Below are 21458 nucleotides of genomic sequence, written 5' to 3' on the forward strand. Positions count from 1 at the left end.
GGCACAGGGATAAAGGAATTCATAGTTTAGAGATTGCTATACGGCATAACCATTAACTTTATGAAATACACCACCATGCTTTTTCTGTCCTGTTCTATGTTATTTTTCTTTGTTGGTTGCGGCCCCGATGATGGTAGCGAACCTGAAAACGGAACATTAAACGAAGTACAGGGAACCATACAATTATCCGGGGAGGAAACTTCGGAGCTGGGTACTTCATTAACCGTTGGTAATATTGAAGTAGCCAATGTTGCCCTTTCGGGGACAGATAAATCGGTAATTCTGCTATCTGAGAACATTACTGTTGTTGATAATGAATTCATTTATGAAAACGACCAAAATGGATTTGTAATCGTGGCAGCCGATTTTTCCACCGGTGGCTCGCCCGATATTGATAAGACCATATCCATGACCATAGTAAGGAATGGTCAGGAGTTCCGCCATGCCTGTTCCTCGCCCTACCAAAACTTTTTTACTGCATGCGGCGACGGGTTCGGTGTAAATTTTGAAACCAAACAGGTCATCTTTGAAAATACAACGGTAATCAATACCGATGATGACACCATTTTGACCATGGACGGAACCATAAATTGGGAATGAACATCAAAGAAACAGTGTTAATGGTAAGATTTGGGTTTAGCGTTTTTCTTATGGTAGCAGCAGTGTTCCATAGTTTTGCACAGACAACTGGTACGGATGAATTGATTACCTATAAGCCGCCCTCGGAGAATTATGTTTCAATAAATATTCAGGGGCACAAAGGATTGCACAGGTTTGGTGTTGTGGATTCTTATGACAATCAAAATGGCAGTACAAATGCCAATCCCAGATCCAATGCTGTAAGGCCTGTTCGTGGTGGTGGTCGAAACCCAGAACAGCTTAAAAAGAATAAAATGGTAAATACAGGGAGAATCAATTTCTCCTTGTTGGTAAGCTTAAAATATCTCAAGCCATTTATGGGAGACTTGGAAAAAGACCGATTGATCATTTTAAGCAATAATCTTACAGAAAAACAATCGAATTCCGCCTACCTCCAGCGATTTTTGCTCAATCAGGTTGCTCCGAATCTGTGTTTGGACGAGGAATGCAAGAATGTCAATCGAGGTAAAAATGAGTTTGAAAGACAGCGGAATTACAAAACCTTTGTAAATACTTGTTTGAATACGCTTTTGGAATGGAGTCAAGATGTTTTTAAAAATGATGAGCTGAGTGCTTATCATGTTTCTACCCTAAGTATTGGAGGAAATTATGATTTTGATAAAAAAGGCTACTGGGTGCATCATTATTTGAGCCTCAATGATATTTTCCCATTTAAACAGGGTGGGCCGAAAAGAGTGACCTTCGAACCTGTGAAACACTACGAAAATCAGCTTCTGAACGAATTGGCCCGAGGAAAAAGCATCAACTTCTTCTTACCGATGGATGAGCAAACTGCTGAGCACTTTAAAAAAGAGGGCATCAACCGCTTATATCTAGTAAAAAAGATAAAATTACAACATTCGGATAAGGGGATGGATTCTCCCACAGACCCTATTGATTTTAACTATTCCCATGAAAATAGTGACATGGAAATTTATACGGACGAAGCTCTTGTAAATCATTTTAGGACCCTACCCCTAACCAATCTCACTTTTAAAAATTGATGTATGAAACAGGTACTTTTTGTTATAACGGTGTTGGTATTCCAAATTATGGGATGGGGACAGTCACAGGAAATGGTATTTGATCCTCCCACAGCGGACTTCATTTCACTTTCCTTGCAGACTCACAAGGGTAAACTCCGTTTTGGGGTGCAGGATGAGTATTTTCTAAAATCAGATGGAACCTATGTAAGTTCAAGGGATGATGAGTACTTTGAAAAGGACAAACAATTCAGTCACAATAATGCGAGTAGGCACGCCTTTGTGGAGCTTTTGAAAATCAGGTTCAAAGAGGATATGTTCGATGTGATGGACAAGGATTTTTTTACGGAACGAACACAAAACATGTACGAAAAAGACCTTAAATCCCATACGGCCCAACAACATGTGCTGGCCCTTGCCAACGCCTTGTGCAACAAACAGCAGTCCATACGGTTTTTCTGCAACCCAAAAGAAGAAGATTGTGCTTCGGGATTCCAGCAGGATGGGTATTATAACGAACCGCGTAATATTAGATCGTGGGGAGGAAGAGGAGCTTCAGAGTTTCAAAAATTAAGGGCATACATCAATTTTGTAAAGGAGAAGTTTCCGTTGGTGGGGAAGTGGGCAAAAACGCTTTATTCAAACAATGTCTTGGGGGGATATTATGTTACACGGACCAATTTGGGCACCTACGATTTTAAGAACGGAGGCTATTGGTTGAACACGCATCAGTTTTACAATCAAGGCTTTTTATTAAAGTGGTACGGACTCCAACCCGCCAATTCATCAGAAAGAAAGTTGATGCACCCTAACGGTTCGTCGATACTGTTCAAAATGTCGCCCGAAGAGGCTGAAACCTTCTCTGAAAAGAACCAACAAATCTTTTTGGTATTTGATGTGACCGGTTACCTCAATGGCTTGGAAAACTATAGGGCAGATCAACTCAAGACCACTTTTAGCCTCAACAGTCCTGTTATCGAGATTTATTCAGATGACGGACTTACAAAAAAAGTGGGTGAAATCAATATCAATACCATGGTAACCAAGACCAGATAATCCAAAAGTTATGAAAATGAAACCTGTAAAAACCAATGTCATTTTGATCGTGACTGTGTTAGGCTTGTTTATGCCGATTTCTGTCCAAGGTCAGTTTTTAAAAAAATTAAAAAAGAACGTAGAAAACAAGATTGTAAAAAAAGCCAGTGAGAAAACAGACGAGTTGTTGAATGGCAGCGGTGAGAAAACGTCGGTTCCCGATGAAAAACCTGGGCCCACATCGGACAATAAAACATCCCAGGGCGAAACAGTTGATAAAAGAGAACCCCTTGCTTTAAACGATCAAAATGTGCTAACGTTCAAGGCACCCTCCAAAGATTTTAGGGATGTCGTTATACAATCGCACAAGGGACTTCCCAGATATGGAGATGTTTATTTTTTAAGAGGGACCACGGAACCGACGATGAACAAAGCGTATGAGGCACTTATAGAGTTGAAATTTTTGGAAAGTACCTTTAAGGATTTGGACCGATCAAAGTTGACCAAACATCAGAACATAGCAGGGGACCTTGCAAAAAAGAATTCTGAATTTGCCCAAAATCACTTGTTGATTCTAGCTAGGGAAACCCTATCCGATGAAAAGCTTCAAGATTACTTTTGTGATTCCGAAGCCAAATCCCCCTGCAATTTCTATAATCCCGCTGGGGAGAGGGCACATGTTTCCTCTTGGGGAGGTAATCGTAACAATGAGTTTTCCCAGAACCGCAGTTATACAAACTTTATCAAGAACCATTATGGTACTCTTCAGGCATGGAGCAATTCATTTTATGAAGATGGGACCCAAATTGCATATTTCGTAGCTAGGGGAGCAGTGGCTGAAAAATATGATTTCAAAAACAAAGGCTATTGGATCAGAAGTATATTCTCCATTGGTGGGGACTTTATATTGCACAACTCTAATTTTTTGGCCTATTCAGAAAATGAAAAAACTTTAAAAAATTACTCAAAGAAGGTTTTTCTTCCTGTTGGACCCACCGCAGCCAAAACATTTAATTTAATTGAGCGCTCCCCGGTGTTTGTTGTTTTTAAGGTCAAAGTAACCCCTAAGATTACGAGTCCGACCCGCATTTCATGGGAATTTGAACTGGAAGACACTAGGATGGAGTTTTACAAGGATGGCCTGTTAAGTCAAAAAATGGGTGAATCGGATATCAGGACTATTAAATTTAAGGATTGAGACATGAAATGTAATTGTTCCAAAGAGGTTGTATGGCTGATAATGGGTGTTGTGATGATGGCCATGCCACAGCCAGTGAATGGTCAGTTTTTTAAAAAACTGAAAAAACAGGCAGAGGAAAAAATTATAAAAAAAGCGGATAAAAAAGTAGATGATATTCTTAATGGGAATAAGGATACCGAACAAGGGCCAAGCACACAAACGGGTGGTACAACCCAAACCGAGAAAAAAACCATTAACCAAAATACCGCACAACAAAACGCCAATATATCATTAGATGATTCCGAGTATTTGGTCTACAAATCACCTGACCCGGCCTTTAAAGACATTGTGATACAAAAGATAAAGGAACTTCCAAGATTTGGTGCGATTGATTCTTATATGATGCGGGATAATCCAAAAAAAGTAGATCTTTCCAAAGAAGCTGCCGAGAAAAGAAATTTGACCGGTTTGGGGTATACTGGGTTTGCACACTTGGTACGGATAAATATGCTTAAAGAGCATTTTAAGGCAATGGATAGGGACGCTCTTACACAACAGACAAAAGGCAAGATCATTGAAAAGGAGGCCAAATCCAGTTTGGCGCAAAAAGTACTGAAGGAATTTGCTTTTGATATGGGAACCGATGCCCTTAAAAAGGAATATTTCATGAATGATTGGAGCGGAACCGGTAAAAGCGCAGTGGTAAGGGAATGGGGAGGACACCAAGCAGATGATTTTACGGAAAATGAAAGGTATGTGGCCTTTGTGGAAAAGTACCTAGATATTATTTTAAAATGGGCCGAAGACTTTTTTGCCGATGGTTCTGAAGATTTTCAACTGGTGCATACCATAAAGTTTCAAGGGCAGTATGACTTTGATGAAGGAGGTTTTTGGGTGCGGTTGCCCATTAAAAGACCACCTCTTGGTGCTATCTCCGCTGTTGAGTACTTTAATGAATTTGCTCCCAAAACACCGTACGGGCATGCGTTTTTCAATAAGACGGAACAAGTGGATTATATCAACGGCGATGTACTTTTTAAAATAAGCCCGGATAAGGCCGAAGCATTGATTAATGATAAGAGTGTACTGCTACAGCTTACAATGAAGGTTAGGTCTGTTTTTAAAGATTTTGATACAGGCAACCCTTTTGTCTATGGGGCCAATTATACCTATCATTTTCTTGACCCCACATTGGAATTGTATTCAGATGCTCAATTGACTAGAAAAATAGGAGAAATCAATTTGGGAAACCTGGTGTATAAAGACTAGTCTAGTCGAGCATGTTTGAGATTTTGGAGATGTGCACAAAAATCAAATATTATTTGTACGTAGTTCTTTTCATTTAAACCTAATCTTTTAAATTTGATGCTAGAAAGTATCAGGTTTCACACGAATATGTCCTGTAGGGTGTCCTTTTTTGGATGGTCAAGAAAAAACTTTGGAAATACAAGGGGTTTCAAAGGATTGGTTAAAACTGTCACCCCGACGAACATGATATTGTTTGGAAATAAACGGTATCATATTTAATTGAAAGCCATAAAATTATATATTTTCTGGCTTTTTTGTTTTCCCATTAAGAGCAGGGATGTCTTGTTTTCACTGAATACTTGTCAATAGTGGGATTCAAATTTAGGCTCTAATCAAGGAAGATTTCAATCTTTATAGAAGGGGGGCAGTAACCACAAAAAAATGTCCATCTAGTAGTACCGGTACCGTCATCAATACAAAACATGCTGAGATTGTTTATGATTTGTATCAATCGAGTTGGAATAGAGACAGGTTTCATGTGCAGACACACCGTCGATATTGGTAACATACATTGTCACACAACCCACCATTATTTTAACCTGTACAGATACGGACCTCCCTTGACCCCTTGCTTTTTTTTTCCGGTGTTCTCCAAGACATCCATTTGGAATATACGTTTTCTGAAATTCCTCCTATCCAGTTCAACATCCAAGATGTCCTCATATAGGTTCTGCAGTTCATGCAGAGTGAATTCCTTCGGAAGAAGTTCGCCAACGATGAGCTTATGTTTTAAATTGTTCTGTACAAATGAGTAGGCTTCTCTGATCAGCCTTTCATGATCAAAACCAAGCTTTTCTGGGATATCGTTCACATCGAACCAATCGATGCTCGTAATATTGTCCCTTAAGGTCAAAGGATGGTTCTCGGGTTTGACCAAAGCATAGAAACACACGGTAATAACCCTCTTCAGGGGGTGCCTGTCCAAGGCGGTATAGGTCTTTACCTGTTCAAAATGTATGTCCCTGAAACCCGTCAGTGAATAAAGGACCTTTGCCGCACAGTCCTCAATGGTTTCATTCTCTTCCATGACCCCACCAGGGACATGCCATTGGTTTTTGTAATGTCCCAACGACCTTTTTAAGAGTAGGACTTTTAGTTTGCCATCAACATAGCCAAAAACCGTTATATCAGCAGTGACCGAACATTCAAATGAATCTGGTTTTACTTGGATATCCTGGAGTTTTTCCTGAGTCATCATTTTTTTGGGTTAAATTTTGATTTTTTCTTCACTAGAGCGAGTAAAATTTATATATTTAAAACCATGTAAAAAGTACACAGAATAAATTTTAATCTGATCCCAAACCTTTTTCAAAGAAAAAATTTTAGCAATGGATACTCCCAAATATAAAGAATTGAAAGGCAAAGTTGTCGCAATAACAGGTGGCGGTGGCATTTTGTGCAGTACCTTGGCCTATGCTTTTGGCGATCAAGGAGCGAAAGTCTGCGTTATGGATTTGAATATGGATTCGGCCCAAGCTGTTTCCAAAAAAATCAATGATGCAGGAGGAAGTGCCATGGCCCTTAAAGTGGATGTACTTGATCGGGAAAGTCTGGAAGAGGCCAAAAAAGAGATAACGGAAAAGTTTGGTCCCTGTGATATTCTCATCAATGGTGCAGGGGGAAACCATCCTTTGGGAACGACCAGCAACCCCTATTTGCTCAAGGAAGACCTAAATGAAACAGCAAAGGACTTCAAGACCTTTTTCGACTTGGATATGGAAGGTGTTCAATTTGTGTTCAATTTGAATTTCATAGGGACTCTTTTGCCTGCGCAGGTTTTTTCCAGGGAAATGGTAGGTCGCAGTGGATGTAGTGTTTTGAACATCTCCTCGATGAATGCCTTTACACCACTTACGAAAATACCTGCCTACAGTGGGGCAAAAGCAGCTGTTTCGAATTTTACCCAATGGCTTGCTGTCCATTTTTCCAAAGTGGATATCCGGGTCAATGCCTTGGCCCCTGGTTTTTTTCTGACCGATCAAAACAGGAGTTTATTGACCGAGCCTGACGGCGGTCTGACCTCTAGAGGGGCTACGATAATTGAACAGACCCCTATGGGCCGTTTTGGTGAACCGGAGGATTTGGTGGGAACGACCCTGTGGCTGAGCAGCGAACAGTCAAAATTCGTTACCGGCATTGTAGTTCCGATCGATGGAGGCTTCAGTGCTTTTAGCGGCGTGTAAAGAAAATAGAAATGATGATAATTAAATATCAATGGGTTTAGAACAGACATGGCGATGGTACGGACCAAAAGACCCTGTTTCCCTTGCCGATATCAGGCAAGCGGGAGCAACCGGTATTGTAACCGCATTGCACCACATTCCAAATGGTGATGTGTGGCCCATATCGGAAATCAACAAAAGAAAAAAAGAAGTGGAGGCCATTGGTCTTACCTGGTCGGTGGTGGAGAGCATACCCGTTCACGAGGACATTAAAAAGCGTACAGGAAAGTATAAGGAATACATCGCAAATTACAAACAGAGTATTGAAAACCTTGGTCAATGTGGAATTGACACGGTATGTTATAATTTTATGCCCATCCTGGATTGGACCCGGACCGATCTTTCCTATGAAATGCCAGATGGTTCCCATGCACTTCGTTTTGATGCTATTGAATTTGCAGCTTTTGAACTATTCATTCTGAACCGTGAAGAAGCCTTAGACCACTATGCCAAGGAAACCATTGAAATGGGCAAAACAGCATTCGAAAGCATGGATGACGAAGCCAAGAAGCGTTTGGCCCAAAATATCATTGCCGGTCTGCCGGGGGCAGAGGAAGGCTACACGGTGGAACAGTTTCAGGAAGCTTTGAACATGTACCGTGACATTGGTGAAGAGGAGCTTAGAAGCAATCTGTACGATTTTATCAAGGAAATCGGCCCAATCGCGGAAAAGTCAGGTGTTTTTTTGGCAATCCATCCCGATGACCCCCCATACCCTATCCTAGGTCTCCCAAGAGTGGTAAGTACGGAAGAGGACGCCAATAAATTGCTTGCGGCCTACGACAGTCGCCATAATGGACTGTGTTTTTGCACAGGCTCCTATGGAGTAAGGGAGGACAATGATTTGGTAGGTATGGCCGGTCGGTTGTCAGAAAAAATCAATTTTGTACACCTGAGAAGTACAAAAAGGGATACACTCGGTAACTTTTTTGAAGCGGACCATTTGGATGGTGATGTGGATATGTATGGAGTAATGTACGAATTGCTAAAAGAGCAGCTTGTTCGCAACCAAAAAAACACCAAGAACCGACGCATGCCGATGCGACCAGACCATGGACATCAAATGTTGGACGATATCCGTAAGAAAACCAACCCGGGATATTCAGCAATAGGACGTCTTCGAGGCCTCGCTGAATTAAGGGGACTCATGTACGGTATGGAAAAAACCTTGCTGCAATGACCTTTATAAAAGAAAACTTTTTATTGGAGACCCAGCAAGCGGAGGAATTGTACCATGGTTATGCCAAGGAAATGCCCATCATCGATTACCACAACCACTTGTCGCCCGGACATGTTGCCAATGAACACCAGTTCAAGAACCTCACTGAGGCCTGGTTGACGGATGACCACTATAAATGGAGGGCAATGCGGGCTTGTGGCATTGACGAAACCTATATCACGGGGAATGCATCGGATAAGGAAAAGTTTCAAAAATGGGCGGAGACTGTCCCCTTCACACTTAGAAATCCCTTGTATCATTGGACTCATCTGGAGTTGCAGCGATATTTTGACATTGATGATTTGCTTACCGGGAAAAATGCAGAACGCATTTTTCGGGATACAGAAGAACGCTTACAAGAGAAGAGCCATAGTGCATTAGGGCTATTGCAACAATTTAACGTTGAGGTCATCTGCACCACGGACGATCCCATCGATGATTTGCAACATCATCGCAGCGCAGCGCATAAGAACACTTCGACAAAAATGCTACCGACTTTCAGACCGGATAAAATATATGCTGTAGAGGACAACAGTGCCTACCGAACATATTTGGAAAAGTTGAGCGAGGTGTCCGGGACCCAAATAACCACCTATCAGGATTTGGTCACGGCCCTAAAACAGCGAATGGCATTTTTTCATGAACAAGGATGTCGCCTTTCCGATCATGGCTTGGAACTGTTGTATCATTTTGAGATGAACAGTTATGATATTGAGACCATCTTTGGGAAGCTGATGAACGGTCATTCTTTGGAAATCGAGGAAATACAATATTTTAAGTTTGAGACCTTGGTCCATCTTTGCCGTGAATACCATGAACTGGGATGGGTGCAGCAATTCCATTTGGGCGCACTCCGTAATACAAACAAAAGAAAATTGGCTCAGCTAGGCCCTGACACTGGCTTTGATTCAATCGGCGATTTTCCACAGGCCATAAACCTTGCCAAGTTTTTGAACACCCTTGAAAATACGGGACAGCTTGGCAAGACAATCCTTTATAATCTTAATCCCGCCCTTAATGAGGTTTTTGCCACAATGGTTGGTAACTTTAATGATGGCAGTGTGCGAGGTAAAATGCAAATGGGTTCGGGATGGTGGTACAATGACCAACTGGACGGTATGGAAAAACAACTGGACACAATATCCAATATGGGATTGCTCAGTTGCTTTGTGGGAATGCTCACGGATTCCCGGAGCTTCCTGTCCTTTCCAAGGCACGAATACTTCAGGAGACTGTTGTGCAATATATTGGGGAATGACATTAAAAAAGGCCTTTTGCCGAATGACCTTGTATATATAGGTGGTTTGGTACAGGACATTTGTTATGGAAATGCCAAGGACTATTTTAACTTGGGATATGACTAAAAACAAAAATAAAGGAATGAAAAAAGTAGTGACCTTCGGTGAGATTATGTTGCGGTTGGCGCCTCCGGGTTTCCTGCGGTTCTCGCAGGCCAACAGTTTTGATGTGGTCTATGGGGGAGGAGAGTCCAATGTGGCGGTATCCCTTGCCAATTACGGGGTGCCTGTGGACTTTGTGACACGTTTGCCAAAGAACGATATCGGGGAATGTGCCCTGATGGAAATGCGAAAGCGTGGTGTCGGCACTGACAATATCATTTATGGCGGGGACCGCTTGGGTATCTATTTTTTGGAGACCGGTGCGGTCAGCCGTGGGAGCAAAGTGGTCTACGATCGGGCACATTCCGCCATGGCAGAGATAGGTCCCGGGATGGTGGATTGGGACAGTGTCTTCAAGGATGTGGAATGGTTCCACTGGACGGGGATCACGCCGGCCATCTCCCAAGGAGCGGCAGATGCCTGTATCGAAGCGGTAAAAAGCGCAAAAGAACACGGTGTTACTGTATCCACGGACCTGAACTACCGTGCCAAGCTTTGGAAATACTGCGATGATGCCAAGCGAGAGGAGATCATGTCAGAACTTACTTTCTATTGTGATATTGTTTTGGGCAACGAAGAGGACGCGGAAAAACACTTTGGTATCAAACCAGAGGGACTGGATATTACCACGCAGGGAGAACATGTTAAGGCAGATGCTTTTCTATCGGTTTGCCAACAGATGATGAAAAGATTTCCAAATGCCAAAAAGGTCATCACGACCCTACGTGGCTCCTTGTCGGCCTCGCACAACACATGGGCGGGTGTACTGTACGATGGAAGTACCATGTACACCTCCCGGGAATACCAGATCACGCACATCGTGGACCGTGTAGGTGGGGGAGACTCTTTTATGGGAGGACTTATCTATGGCTTAATGAACTGGCCAGGGGAGGACCAAAAAGCCTTGGACTTTGCCGTAGCGGCCTCCTGTTTGAAGCATACCATAAAAGGGGATGCCAATTTGGCCACCGTTGCAGAAGTTGAAAAGTTAATGGGAGGCGATGCCTCCGGAAGAGTGTCACGATAAAAAAAAGCAAAATGGCAAGATATTCAAGGTTGGAAGTAATGGGTAAGATACAGGAGACGGGTATGGTCCCGTTGTTCTATCATTCCGATATAGAAATAGGGAAGAAAGTGCTCAACGCATGTTATGATGGTGGGGCCCGGTTGTTGGAGTTCACTGCACGTGGCGATTTTGCCTTTGAAGTGTTCTCGGAGCTGAACAAATATGCATTGGAACAACTTCCAGGTATGATTATGGGCGTCGGGTCCATTACGGATGCAGCTGCAGCATCATTGTATATACAAATGGGGGCGAACTTTGTGGTAACGCCCTCTTTAAGGGAAGACATCGCCGTGGTCTGTAATCGCAGGAAAGTACTTTGGTCTCCGGGCTGCGGTACGTTGACCGAAATCAATAGGGCGGAAGAATTGGGCTGTGAACTCATCAAGCTTTTCCCCGGGTCCACCTACGGTCCAGGTTTTGTAAAAGCAATTAAAGGACCCCAACCATGGACAAGTGTGATGCCCACGGGAGGGGTCAGTACGGAAGAGGCAAACCTAAGGGCTTGGTTCGAGGCAGGGGTAAGCTGTGTGGGCATGGGTTCAAAATTGATTTCCAAAGAGGTTCTAGAGCGAAAGGATTTTGAAGGGCTTCAGAAAAAAGTGGCCGATACGCTACAATTGATAGAGAAAATCAGAAGGGAAAAATAATGAAACAGTTCGTTGCCTTTCTTTTGTTGTGCACGTTGTTCTTCGCACTTGGTTGCGAAGAGGCCGGAGGCATCAGGACCATAAGATTGGCACACGGTCTGGATATCAACCACTCCGTGCACAGGGCCATGGTGAAAATGGGGGAAGATCTTGACAGTGTCTCTCAGGGCAAACTTCGTATCGAGATCTATCCCAATCAACAATTGGGCACCGAACGCGAAATCTTGGAGTTGATTCAATTGGGCAGTATTGATATGACCAAAGTATCGGTTGCCACCCTAGAGAATTTTGCACCAAAGACCAGAATTTTGGGACTTCCTTATCTTTTTGAGAGTCGTGAACATGCTTTTGAGGTGCTTGATGGTCCTATTGGACAATCATTGTTGGACAATGCCGAACAATTTCGATTGAAAGGTCTGGGCTATTACGATGCTGGGTTTAGAAGCTTTTATACCGAGCATGCACCTGTAACCGCTCCAGACGATTTAAAGGGGCTCAAGATTCGGGTCATGGAAAGTATTACCGCAATGGATATGGTCAAAAGCCTCGGAGGTTCCCCAACGCCCATTTCATGGGGGGAGCTCTACACATCCCTACAACAGGGCGTGGTGGACGGAGCGGAGAACAATCTTCCCAGTTTTTATCTTTCCAAGCACTATGAGGTTTGTCCCTATTATTCATTGGATGAGCATACCTTTTCCCCGGACGTCTTGATCGTCGGTACTCAATTTTGGGATATGCTTTCAGAGCAGGAAAAGAGTTGGATAAGTGAAGCGGTGAAAAAATCACTGGAGCATCAGCGGAAATTGTGGGCGGAATCGGAGGCCGAAGCTTTGGAAAAAATTCAGGAGAAAGGCGTAAGGATTTCATATCCGGATAAGGAACCGTTTATCGAAATGACAAGGGAAATGTATCGCACATATGAAGACGACGAAGCATTGAACAGCATGATACAGCAAATAAAAACATTGGCAAATTGATTGGGTTCAAGAGCATATTGGAGAATATTTTGGCCCGTTTGCTGGTGGTACTGATGGGACTTATGGTGCTGAACGTGCTTTGGCAGGTATTCAGTAGGTATGTCTTGGGCGAACCAAGTCCATTTACCGATGAACTTGCCCGCTTCCTCATGATTTGGTTGGGGTTGTTGGGAGCGGCCTACGTTTCGGGGAAAAACGGTCATGTGGCCATAGATGTACTGGCCAAACGAGCCAATGTCAAAAGCCAAAGATCAATGAAAAGAGTGGTATCCGGTTTTATCATCCTGTTCTGTCTGGCGGCAATGGTGACAGGTGGCGGATGGTTGGTGTATACCACATACGAACTCAAACAGCTTTCCCCTGCATTGGGGTTGCCCTTGGCCTATGTGTATATCGTGATTCCCTTGAGCGGGCTGATCGTGGTCTATAATAAAGTCGTCGAAATACTAACGGATTGAACCTTATGGAATATATACCCTTACTCGTTTTGATCATCAGTTTTGTGGGCCTTTTGGCCATTGGTACTCCAGTGGCGTGGAGCATAGCCATTTCATCCATGTTGACCCTGCTGGTAAGTATGCCCATGTTGCCCGCATTTGCCACGATATCCCAGCGAATGGCCACGGGCTTGGATAGTTTCGCCCTGTTGGCGATTCCATTTTTCATATTGTCGGGGGAACTGATGAACCATGGGGGGATTGCCCACCGTTTGATAGCTTTTGCCAAGACCTTGGTGGGAGCATTGCCCGGGGGACTCGCCCTGATCAATATCATATCTGCGATGTTCATGGGGGCCATTGCAGGATCGGCCATGGCCTCGGCCTCTGCCATGGGGAGCATCCTCGGTCCGGAAATGGAAAAGGAAGGCTATGACAAGGGGTTTGCCGTATCGGTCAACATTACTTCGGCCACGACAGGATTGGTGATTCCACCAAGTAACATTTTGATCGTATATTCCTTGGCAAGTGGAGGGGCATCCATTGCCGCACTTTTCTTGGCAGGGTACATTCCTGGATTGATTACTGGGCTGCTCTTGATGGCGGTAGCCATGTTTTGGGCCAAAAAGAAAGGATATGGCACCGGACAGCGAAGTTCCTTTAAGCAAGTCTTCAAGACTTTTGTTGATGCAGTCCCAAGCCTGTTCCTATTGGTCTTGGTCATTGGGGGCATCGTAGCGGGCATATTTACCGCTACTGAAGCTTCTGCCATCGCCGTGCTCTATAGTTTATTGTTGGGCTTTGTCTACAAGCAGATAACCATTGAAAAGCTCCCCAAAATATTTTTGAATGCCTCGGCTACCACAGCGGTCGTCATGCTTTTGATAGCGGCCTCCATGAGCATGTCCTGGGCGCTTTCCTTTGAGCATATCCCACAAGATATCAGTTCGGGACTTTTGTCCATTACCGATAACAAAATCGCCCTATTGCTCATCATAAATTTGATATTGTTGATAGTGGGCATCTTTATGGACATTACCCCGGCCGTTCTCATATTTACCCCGATATTTTTGCCCATCGTGACAAAATTGGGGATAGACCCGGTGCATTTTGGCATCATCATGATCTTGAACCTTTGCATAGGACTGTGCACACCTCCAGTGGGTTCGGTGCTCTTTGTTGGGGTGGGTGTGGCAAAAACATCCATTGAAAAAGTGATAAGACCACTGTTACCCTTGTTCGTGGCCATGATATTGGCGCTTTTTCTGATTACCTATATTCCAGAATTGACTTTATGGCTACCAAGTATTTTTGGCCTATAAACGAATTGTAAAATATAATTTTTAACTCATGATACATAAAATGAACAAACTGAAACTAGGGGCCTTGGCATTACTACTGTGTTGGGCATGTGCCGATGCTCCCAAAGACGATGCACCATGGGTCGACTTGACCGATGGAACCCTCAACGGATGGAACCAAAAAGGCGGAGAAGCCAATTATGAGGCAAAAGGGGATGCCATCGTGGGATCTACGGTCCATGATACACCCAATTCCTTTTTGACCACGGATAAAATGTACGATGATTTCATTTTGGAGCTGGATTACAAAGTGGATTCAACCATGAACTCGGGGATCCAGATACGGAGCAATAGCTTTCCGCATTATCAAAATGGAAGGGTGCACGGCTATCAGATAGAGATAGATCCATCGGACCGGGCATGGAGCGCTGGAATCTATGATGAAGGTCGAAGGGGGTGGCTCGTTACCTTGGAGGGTAATCCTGAAGCACAAAAGGCCTTCAAACAAAATGATTGGAACCACTATCGCATCGAGGCCATCGGGGATACGATTCAAACATGGATCAATGGTGTGCCCGCAGCCCATTTGATAGACGACAAGACCGCAAGTGGTTTTATCGCGCTTCAAGTGCACAGCATAGGCAAGGACCAGAAGGCGGGAACAGAAATCGCTTGGAAGAATGTTAGGATTTTGACCGACAGTCTTTCAAAATACAATAAAGAAATGCCCCTGGACCCGGTTGAGACCAAGAACCAGCTGACCATTGATGAGGAAAAAAATGGATGGCAATTGTTATGGGATGGCGAGACCACCGTAGGGTGGCGCGGTGCCCGTCTGGATGAATTTCCGGATAAAGGCTGGGAGATCAAGGACGGTGTATTGACCGTTCTTTCTTCTGGGGGCGAGGAGTCTGCGGCTGGCGGAGATATTGTGACCACTGATTTGTATGGTGATTTTGAGCTCAAAGTGGATTTCAAATTGACAGAAGGAGCCAATAGTGGTATAAAATACTATGTGGACACTGACCTGAACAAGGGACCTGGATCTTCGATAGGTCTCGAATATCAAATTTTGGATGATGAAAGGCATCCCGATGCAAAACTAGGGAACCATGAGGGCAGCCGTACGGTAGCTTCCTTATATGACCTTATCCAAGCCGATGTCAACAAGCCTATCAACCCTATTGGGGAATGGAACACGGCCCGTATCGTTTCAAGGGACAATCATGTAGAGCATTGGCTCAATGGTACTAAGGTTTTGGAGTACAAGAGAAAAAGTGAAGCGTACCGCAAGCTGGTCTCCGAGAGTAAGTATGTGAAATGGCCCGATTTCGGGGAGGCCGATAGGGGTCATATATTGTTACAGGACCATGGGGACCATGTAAGTTTTAAGAACATCAAAATAAAACCATTGGATTAAATAAGGATTTATGGGAGCGCGAAGAGACTTTATAAAGAAAACAACGGTCGCAGCCATTGGCATGGGACTACCTGGTGGTATCAATGCCATGACGGCCAAGAGTTACAACAATATTTTAGGGGCAAATGACAGGATTCATGTTGCCATTCAGGGTTTGGGAAGGCGCTATGGTGCTTATATCCCTTCCATTGCGGCGAAACAGCACAATGTGCGTCTGGACTATCTATGTGATGTTCGGGACAGCCAATTGGAAAGGGCAGCACAAAATGTGTCTGAACAAATAGCATATAAACCCAAACAGGAAAAGGATATCAGAAAAATCTTGGAGGACAAGGATGTGGATGCGGTCTTTATGGCCACGCCCGACCATTGGCATACACCGGGTGCCTGTATGGCCATGGAGGCGGGAAAACACGTCTACCTTGAAAAACCATGCAGCCATAACCCTCATGAAAATGAAATTGTGGTCGCATTCCAAAAAAAGTATGATAAGGTGGTCCAAATGGGGAATCAGCAACGGTCGTCCCCTCAGAGCATCGAAATCATCAACGATATCCACAACGGCATCATCGGCAAGGCCTATAAAGCGATAGCCTTCTATACCAACGGAAGGGGGGAGGTTCCGGTACCTGTGAAGACTGCACCGCCAGAGGGCTTGGACTGGGAACTGTTCCAAGGCCCTGCTCCAAGAAAAGCCTATGCCCATGATACTTGGGACTATAACTGGCATTGGTACGGTTGGGATTATGGAACTGCTGAAATGGGCAACAATGCAACGCATGAATTGGATATAGCCCGATGGGCGCTGGATGTGAAATATCCGGAATATGTGGATGTGATCGCTGGGAAACACCAGTTTGTGGATGACGGATGGGAAATGTACGACACCATGGAGGCTACCTATGCGTTTGCCGATGACAAGACCATTCAATGGGATGGGAGCAGTAGGAACGGTTACTCCAAATATGGTCGGGGTAGAGGTACCCTTATTTACGGCTCCGAAGGTTCGGTAATGGTGGATCGTGACGGATATGAACTGTATGACCTTAAGGGGGAACTGATCAAGGAAAATAAATCCGGAGGCAACGAAGGAGGTACCGCTCTTGGTGGCGGTGGCGATTTGTCAACAAGACATGCAGTGAATTTCTTTGACGCCATTAGGGGGAAGGAAGCTTTGACATCACATATCGAAGTGGGGGCCATCTCTCAAATGTTGACACACTACGCCAACATAGCCTATCGAATCGATAAAGGCTTCAATGTGGATGCAAATACGGGTAGCATATTCGATCGGGAAGCCATGGAGCTTTGGAAACGAACGTACGAACCTGGATGGGAACCAAAACTTTAAGAGCACATGAAGCGACGCGACTTTATAGTAAAAGGCGGTCTGGTCGGTTCCGCAGCCCTATATGCCCCAACGGTACTCGGGTACGGCATTCCCAGTGCAAACGAGACCATTAATATCGGGGTCATAGGAACAGGGGACCGAGGAGGCGGACTCATTCCCTTTATCAACCGGATTCCCAATATGCGGGTAGTGGCCTGTTGTGATATCATCCCATTCAGGCTCAGTTCGGGACTTTCAAAAGTAAAAGGAAAGGCCAAAGGCTATTCCGATTATAAAAAGATGTTGGAGGACAGGGATGTGGATGCCGTTTTGGTGGCGACACCGTTCAGCACACACTCCAAAATCGTCGTTGATGCCCTAAGGGCGGGGAAACATGTGTATGGTGAAAAGACCATGGCAAAGGGATATGAGGGGATAGAAGAATTGGTGGCGACGGCCGACACATCCGATGGTATATTCCAAGCAGGGCACCAATACCATAGCTCCCGTTTGTACTCCCATGTGGTTGATGAGATCAAAAACGGTAAAATAGGCAAAATAACGGCTTTTGAATGCCAATGGAACCGAAACGGCAATTGGCGCCGCCCTGTCCCGGACCCAAAATGGGAGCGTATGATCAACTGGCGCATGTACCGGGAGTTTTCAGGGGGGCTTTTGGCCGAACTTTGTTCACATCAGTTGGATTTTGCCAATTGGGTCATGGGAGCCATGCCCGAAAAGGTCATGGGCATAGGAGGCATTGATTATTGGAAAGATGGCAGGGAAACTTATGACAACATCCATCTTATATACAGTTATCCTAAAGGGGTAAGGGCATCATTTACCTGTCTTACCAGTAATGCCATGGGCGATTACAAGGTCAAGGTAATGGGGGACAAGGGAACCTATATCCTGGATTATGTCAAGGCTTGGTACTATCCTGAGGAAAGTTATCAAAAAGAGATTGGAGAGGTGGATGGCGTTTCTGGGGCCACCTTGAACTGGGACGAAGGAAGGGGCATACCCTTGAAGTTTGACCATGAGGACCCTAGTAAGCAGGCCTTGATTGACTTCAGGGACAATATCGTAAACAATACATTGCCCGTATCCAACGCTAAAACAGGTGCTATGGCCGCAACTTGCGTTCAAATGGGATTGGATGCCATGTATGAGGATAAAATCGTAGGCAATACAAAGTGATTTGAATACCATTTTTACCTCGTAAAATGCAAGTAATCAATCACTAACCTGATGATTGCTTAAAGATTGAATAAACAAATGAGACTCTAAAAATTATATTAAAATGCATTTTTTCGTTCGTCAGAGAATAATTTCTTGAGTATAACGGCAACCTCGAACCCTAATAACTTGTGACTGGGCCAAAGTAAACTACATTTTAACCGGGGTTTTGTATATTCAATGAATCGAAAGATCTTTGTGACCCAAACAATACGGTATGTTACTTAGGCTATTTTCCTTTGTTTGTTACTTTACCTTTTTATCGGTAATGGGGCAGCAATTGGCACCTCCAATACAAAACTATCAATTGCTGGACTATAATGGGGGCAGTAAAAACTGGGATGCTTCCGTTAATGCGAGCGGAGAACTTTTTGTGGCCAATAATAAAGGTTTGCTTCACTATAACGGGGAGAAGTGGACCCTGAACAAGTTGCCCAACAATACCATTATCCGTTCTGTGGAGAGTATAGGTAATAGAATTTATACGGGATCTTATGAAGAATTTGGGTATTGGACCAAAAACGAGTTTGGGGAGTTGGGCTATACCTCTCTAACCCATTTAATCAAAGACCACACCTTTACCAGTGAAGAATTCTGGGAGATTTTTCCATCAAAAGACGGGAAGGTTTTATTCCGGTCTTTTTCTGCGATATATGCTTATGCCGATGATGAGATCGTTGTAGTGGATCCGCCCGATGTGGTCTCCGATTTTATAGAGTTCCAAGATCGTTTGATTGTTGCAGGAGGTTCAGTGGGTTTATTTGAAGTAAAAGACCAAGACTTGGTCCGTTTACCGGATCAAGACCTGCTTTTGGGAAAAACCGTCAATGATATGGCCATTTTTGATGGTGTTCTATTGATAGGCACTAAACTGCATGGTTGTTTTTTGTATGATGGGCAAACGCTTTCGCCATGGTCTGCACCAGTGAACAACGCATTAAAGGAACATCAATTGAACAAGATAACTGTTTTGGGGCAAGGACTATTGGGATTTGGAACCATAAAAAATGGGATGTATCTCTATGACCCGGCTTCAAAAAGCTACCGAATACTGAACAGGGAGTCCGGACTTCAAAATAATACAGTGCTTTCTTCATTATTCGTCAACAATCAGTTATGGTTGGGTCTGGACAACGGAATCGCGCGCGTTCGACTTAACAATCCAATATCCTACTATACGGATTATACAGGAACTTTGGGAATGGTTTATGATATTGCCTGGTTCAATAATACTTTGTTTTTGGGAAGCAATACCGGGGTGTTCTATTTTGAGGGCAATGAACTGAGGTTTGTGGAAGGGTCGCAAGGTCACGTATGGGATTTGGAAGTCATTGAGGATGATCTCCTTTGTGGCCACAATACGGGCACCTATAAAGTCAACAAGGACAATTTTGAGCTTTTGAGTCCAGTGGCAGGAGGTTATCAAATCATAAAGATTCCCGACCAAAAATCAACTTATGTCCAAGGAACCTACAATGGACTGGTCAAATTCCAAAAGTTGGACAATGGTGCATGGGATGTAAAACGAATTGAAGGGTTTGGGGCGCCCGTGAAGCAATTGTGCTTTGAAACTCCTGACATGCTTTGGGTTGCGCATCCATACAAAGGGTTTTCCAGAATTCATTTTGAATCAGGAACGTACGATAAACTGGATGAAATCCAATCATTTGAACATGAAGGTGCTCCGAGTGAATACAATGTACAACTCTACAACATCAAGAATAAAATCGTGTTGAACAGTGAGGGTAATTGGTATAGCTATAATCCTATAGGGGATCGAATCGAAGCCTTTGAAGAGTTCAAGGACTATCGCAACAAGGAATTGTTGTTCTTTGATGAAAGGTACTTTTGGTTTGTGGATGATGAGGAACAAAAAGCCATTATTCATACCAACTTGAGGGGGGATAGCCTTATGATAACCGATCTACCAATGCGAGAGCGTTTGGCCCCTGACTCGCAGAATGTGGTCAAGGTTAACGATAGCATATCCTATATCACATTAACGGACGGTTTTGCCAAGATCAATGATGCAGGCTTGAAAAGTATTTCCGAAGCGCAAGAGATTCCGATACCCGACTTTGTGGTAGTGCAGAATCAAAAAGTAAAACGATCGGTAAGGCAGGGTGCCTTGGAAATCCCATTCCGGTATTCCCAGTCCATTACCGTAGAGATAGCTTCCCCAGAGTATATATCGCCCAATTACTATTACGAGTTGGAGGGACCCAAAGAATATTCCCAATACTCGGAAAACGGCTTCATCAATTTTCAAAACCTGCCCTATGGATCATACACCCTCAAAGTTGCCACTGTGGGAATGGGAAACACGGTCTCTGATTTCAATACCCTGAACTTTCAAATAGCACCACCGTGGTATTTTTCTTGGTGGAGTTTGTTTATCTATGCGGCCTTGGCCTTGTTGGCCGTTTATTTGGTGCGAAGGTTCAATAGAAAGAAACTGGATAGAAAGCATAGGGAATTGGAAGAACGCATGAGGCACGAGCAGCAAGAGCGCATGGCAAAACTCGAAAAAGAGGAATTGGCCAAGGAAGTCAGGCTCAAGCAAAATGAACTGGCCAGTACCACCTTGAACATTGCCAGGAAAAACGAAATGATCCTCGAACTGAAGAACATGTTGGTCATGAACAAGGATAAATTCTCCAATTCCCAGCGCTACCGGTCATTTGTTAAAAAACTCAACAATTCCATTGAGGATACGGAAGATTGGAAGCGTTTTGAAGTCAACTTTAAAGAACTGCACGAAGATTTCTTTGAAAGATTGCTCAAATCCTATCCCTCTTTGACCCCAAAGGATTTAAAGTTGTGCGCTTATCTAAAGATGAACCTCTCCACCAAGGAAATAGCCCCGCTCATGGGGATAACCATCAGGGGGGTGGAAATACATCGATACCGACTTCGCAAGAAACTGGATATGGACAGTTCCGAAAATCTTTCCAATTTCCTGATTACCTTTTAAGAAGGAGAAAAGGGGGTTAAAGAGTGTCTAAAGCTTATTTTGACACTACATCAATACTACATCACTATGTTAATTATT

The 21458-nt window shown here is 43.9% G+C and carries 18 protein-coding genes; 17 read left to right on the forward strand and 1 reads right to left on the reverse strand.

Features of this window, described 5'->3' with window-relative positions:
• Positions 1 to 60 precede the first annotated feature (60 nt).
• From EO132_RS12130 to EO132_RS12150, 5 genes are read left to right on the forward strand one after another with little or no spacing between them, the layout of a single operon-like run.
• Complete coding sequence (locus EO132_RS12130) at positions 61 to 600, forward strand: hypothetical protein (RefSeq protein ID WP_127138111.1); 540 nt, start codon at positions 61 to 63, stop codon at positions 598 to 600.
• The gene (locus EO132_RS12135; protein WP_127138112.1) at positions 597 to 1643 is read left to right on the forward strand and encodes a hypothetical protein; all 1047 of its coding nucleotides are present in this window, start codon (positions 597 to 599) and stop codon (positions 1641 to 1643) included. The genes EO132_RS12130 and EO132_RS12135 overlap by 4 nt, the downstream gene beginning before the upstream one ends.
• A gap of 3 nt (positions 1644 to 1646) precedes the next feature.
• On the forward strand, positions 1647 to 2678 hold the full coding sequence (locus EO132_RS12140; RefSeq protein ID WP_127138113.1) for a hypothetical protein: 1032 nt from the start codon (positions 1647 to 1649) through the stop codon (positions 2676 to 2678).
• A gap of 16 nt (positions 2679 to 2694) precedes the next feature.
• Entirely contained in the window at positions 2695 to 3855 is a 1161-nt protein-coding gene (locus EO132_RS12145) for a hypothetical protein (RefSeq protein WP_127138114.1), read from the forward strand.
• 3 nt (positions 3856 to 3858) lie between these two features.
• Entirely contained in the window at positions 3859 to 5106 is a 1248-nt protein-coding gene (locus tag EO132_RS12150; protein ID WP_127138115.1) for a hypothetical protein, read from the forward strand.
• A 568-nt stretch (positions 5107 to 5674) separates the two neighbouring features.
• Here EO132_RS12150 and EO132_RS12155 read toward each other — a convergent pair.
• Entirely contained in the window at positions 5675 to 6343 is a 669-nt protein-coding gene (locus EO132_RS12155; protein WP_127138116.1) for an NUDIX hydrolase, read from the reverse strand.
• 130 nt (positions 6344 to 6473) lie between these two features.
• Here EO132_RS12155 and EO132_RS12160 point away from each other — a divergent pair, with 130 nt between their 5' ends.
• The 12 genes from EO132_RS12160 (at position 6474) to EO132_RS12215 (ending at position 21380) form a co-directional block, all read left to right on the forward strand.
• Entirely contained in the window at positions 6474 to 7328 is an 855-nt protein-coding gene (locus EO132_RS12160; RefSeq protein ID WP_127138117.1) for an SDR family oxidoreductase, read from the forward strand.
• A gap of 31 nt (positions 7329 to 7359) precedes the next feature.
• Positions 7360 to 8547 carry a mannonate dehydratase gene (gene uxuA, locus EO132_RS12165; RefSeq protein ID WP_127138118.1) on the forward strand — a complete coding sequence of 396 codons (1188 nt, stop codon included), beginning with the start codon at positions 7360 to 7362 and terminating at the stop codon, positions 8545 to 8547.
• A complete protein-coding gene (uxaC, locus tag EO132_RS12170; RefSeq protein WP_127138119.1) occupies positions 8544 to 9950 on the forward strand; it encodes a glucuronate isomerase in 1407 nt (468 codons plus the stop codon). The genes uxuA and uxaC overlap by 4 nt, the downstream gene beginning before the upstream one ends.
• 16 nt (positions 9951 to 9966) lie before the next feature.
• Positions 9967 to 11013 carry a sugar kinase gene (locus EO132_RS12175; RefSeq protein ID WP_127138120.1) on the forward strand — a complete coding sequence of 349 codons (1047 nt, stop codon included), beginning with the start codon at positions 9967 to 9969 and terminating at the stop codon, positions 11011 to 11013.
• An 11-nt stretch (positions 11014 to 11024) separates the two neighbouring features.
• Positions 11025 to 11699, forward strand: a complete 675-nt coding sequence (locus tag EO132_RS12180) for a bifunctional 4-hydroxy-2-oxoglutarate aldolase/2-dehydro-3-deoxy-phosphogluconate aldolase (protein WP_127138121.1) — start codon at positions 11025 to 11027, stop codon at positions 11697 to 11699.
• Positions 11699 to 12679: a TRAP transporter substrate-binding protein gene (locus tag EO132_RS12185; RefSeq protein ID WP_127138122.1), complete on the forward strand. Its 981-nt coding sequence runs from the start codon at positions 11699 to 11701 to the stop codon at positions 12677 to 12679. The genes EO132_RS12180 and EO132_RS12185 overlap by 1 nt, the downstream gene beginning before the upstream one ends.
• Positions 12676 to 13137: a TRAP transporter small permease gene (locus tag EO132_RS12190; RefSeq protein ID WP_313781232.1), complete on the forward strand. Its 462-nt coding sequence runs from the start codon at positions 12676 to 12678 to the stop codon at positions 13135 to 13137. Before EO132_RS12185 ends, EO132_RS12190 begins: the two co-directional genes overlap by 4 nt.
• A gap of 5 nt (positions 13138 to 13142) precedes the next feature.
• A complete protein-coding gene (locus EO132_RS12195) occupies positions 13143 to 14438 on the forward strand; it encodes a TRAP transporter large permease (protein ID WP_127138123.1) in 1296 nt (431 codons plus the stop codon).
• Positions 14439 to 14478: 40 nt separating this feature from the next.
• The gene (locus EO132_RS12200) at positions 14479 to 15837 is read left to right on the forward strand and encodes a 3-keto-disaccharide hydrolase (protein WP_127138172.1); all 1359 of its coding nucleotides are present in this window, start codon (positions 14479 to 14481) and stop codon (positions 15835 to 15837) included.
• Positions 15838 to 15847: 10 nt separating this feature from the next.
• Complete coding sequence (locus EO132_RS12205; protein ID WP_127138124.1) at positions 15848 to 17188, forward strand: Gfo/Idh/MocA family protein; 1341 nt, start codon at positions 15848 to 15850, stop codon at positions 17186 to 17188.
• Between the two features lie 6 nt (positions 17189 to 17194).
• Positions 17195 to 18367: a Gfo/Idh/MocA family protein gene (locus tag EO132_RS12210; RefSeq protein ID WP_127138125.1), complete on the forward strand. Its 1173-nt coding sequence runs from the start codon at positions 17195 to 17197 to the stop codon at positions 18365 to 18367.
• Between the two features lie 256 nt (positions 18368 to 18623).
• On the forward strand, positions 18624 to 21380 hold the full coding sequence (locus tag EO132_RS12215) for a helix-turn-helix and ligand-binding sensor domain-containing protein (RefSeq protein WP_127138126.1): 2757 nt from the start codon (positions 18624 to 18626) through the stop codon (positions 21378 to 21380).
• The last annotated feature ends 78 nt before the right edge of the window (positions 21381 to 21458 follow it).

Source organism: Flagellimonas oceanensis, from assembly GCF_003992595.1.
GTDB classification, from domain to species: Bacteria; Bacteroidota; Bacteroidia; order Flavobacteriales; family Flavobacteriaceae; genus Flagellimonas; species Flagellimonas oceanensis.

Coding starts and splice junctions, on each gene's coding strand:
- EO132_RS12130 (WP_127138111.1), top strand. CDS start 61: ATGAAATACACCACCATGCTTTTTCTGTCCTGTTCTATGTTATTTTTC.
- EO132_RS12135 (WP_127138112.1), top strand. CDS start 597: ATGAACATCAAAGAAACAGTGTTAATGGTAAGATTTGGGTTTAGCGTT.
- EO132_RS12140 (WP_127138113.1), top strand. CDS start 1,647: ATGAAACAGGTACTTTTTGTTATAACGGTGTTGGTATTCCAAATTATG.
- EO132_RS12145 (WP_127138114.1), top strand. CDS start 2,695: ATGAAACCTGTAAAAACCAATGTCATTTTGATCGTGACTGTGTTAGGC.
- EO132_RS12150 (WP_127138115.1), top strand. CDS start 3,859: ATGAAATGTAATTGTTCCAAAGAGGTTGTATGGCTGATAATGGGTGTT.
- EO132_RS12155 (WP_127138116.1), bottom strand. CDS start 6,343: ATGATGACTCAGGAAAAACTCCAGGATATCCAAGTAAAACCAGATTCA.
- EO132_RS12160 (WP_127138117.1), top strand. CDS start 6,474: ATGGATACTCCCAAATATAAAGAATTGAAAGGCAAAGTTGTCGCAATA.
- uxuA (WP_127138118.1), top strand. CDS start 7,360: ATGGGTTTAGAACAGACATGGCGATGGTACGGACCAAAAGACCCTGTT.
- uxaC (WP_127138119.1), top strand. CDS start 8,544: ATGACCTTTATAAAAGAAAACTTTTTATTGGAGACCCAGCAAGCGGAG.
- EO132_RS12175 (WP_127138120.1), top strand. CDS start 9,967: ATGAAAAAAGTAGTGACCTTCGGTGAGATTATGTTGCGGTTGGCGCCT.
- EO132_RS12180 (WP_127138121.1), top strand. CDS start 11,025: ATGGCAAGATATTCAAGGTTGGAAGTAATGGGTAAGATACAGGAGACG.
- EO132_RS12185 (WP_127138122.1), top strand. CDS start 11,699: ATGAAACAGTTCGTTGCCTTTCTTTTGTTGTGCACGTTGTTCTTCGCA.
- EO132_RS12195 (WP_127138123.1), top strand. CDS start 13,143: ATGGAATATATACCCTTACTCGTTTTGATCATCAGTTTTGTGGGCCTT.
- EO132_RS12200 (WP_127138172.1), top strand. CDS start 14,479: ATGAACAAACTGAAACTAGGGGCCTTGGCATTACTACTGTGTTGGGCA.
- EO132_RS12205 (WP_127138124.1), top strand. CDS start 15,848: ATGGGAGCGCGAAGAGACTTTATAAAGAAAACAACGGTCGCAGCCATT.
- EO132_RS12210 (WP_127138125.1), top strand. CDS start 17,195: ATGAAGCGACGCGACTTTATAGTAAAAGGCGGTCTGGTCGGTTCCGCA.
- EO132_RS12215 (WP_127138126.1), top strand. CDS start 18,624: ATGTTACTTAGGCTATTTTCCTTTGTTTGTTACTTTACCTTTTTATCG.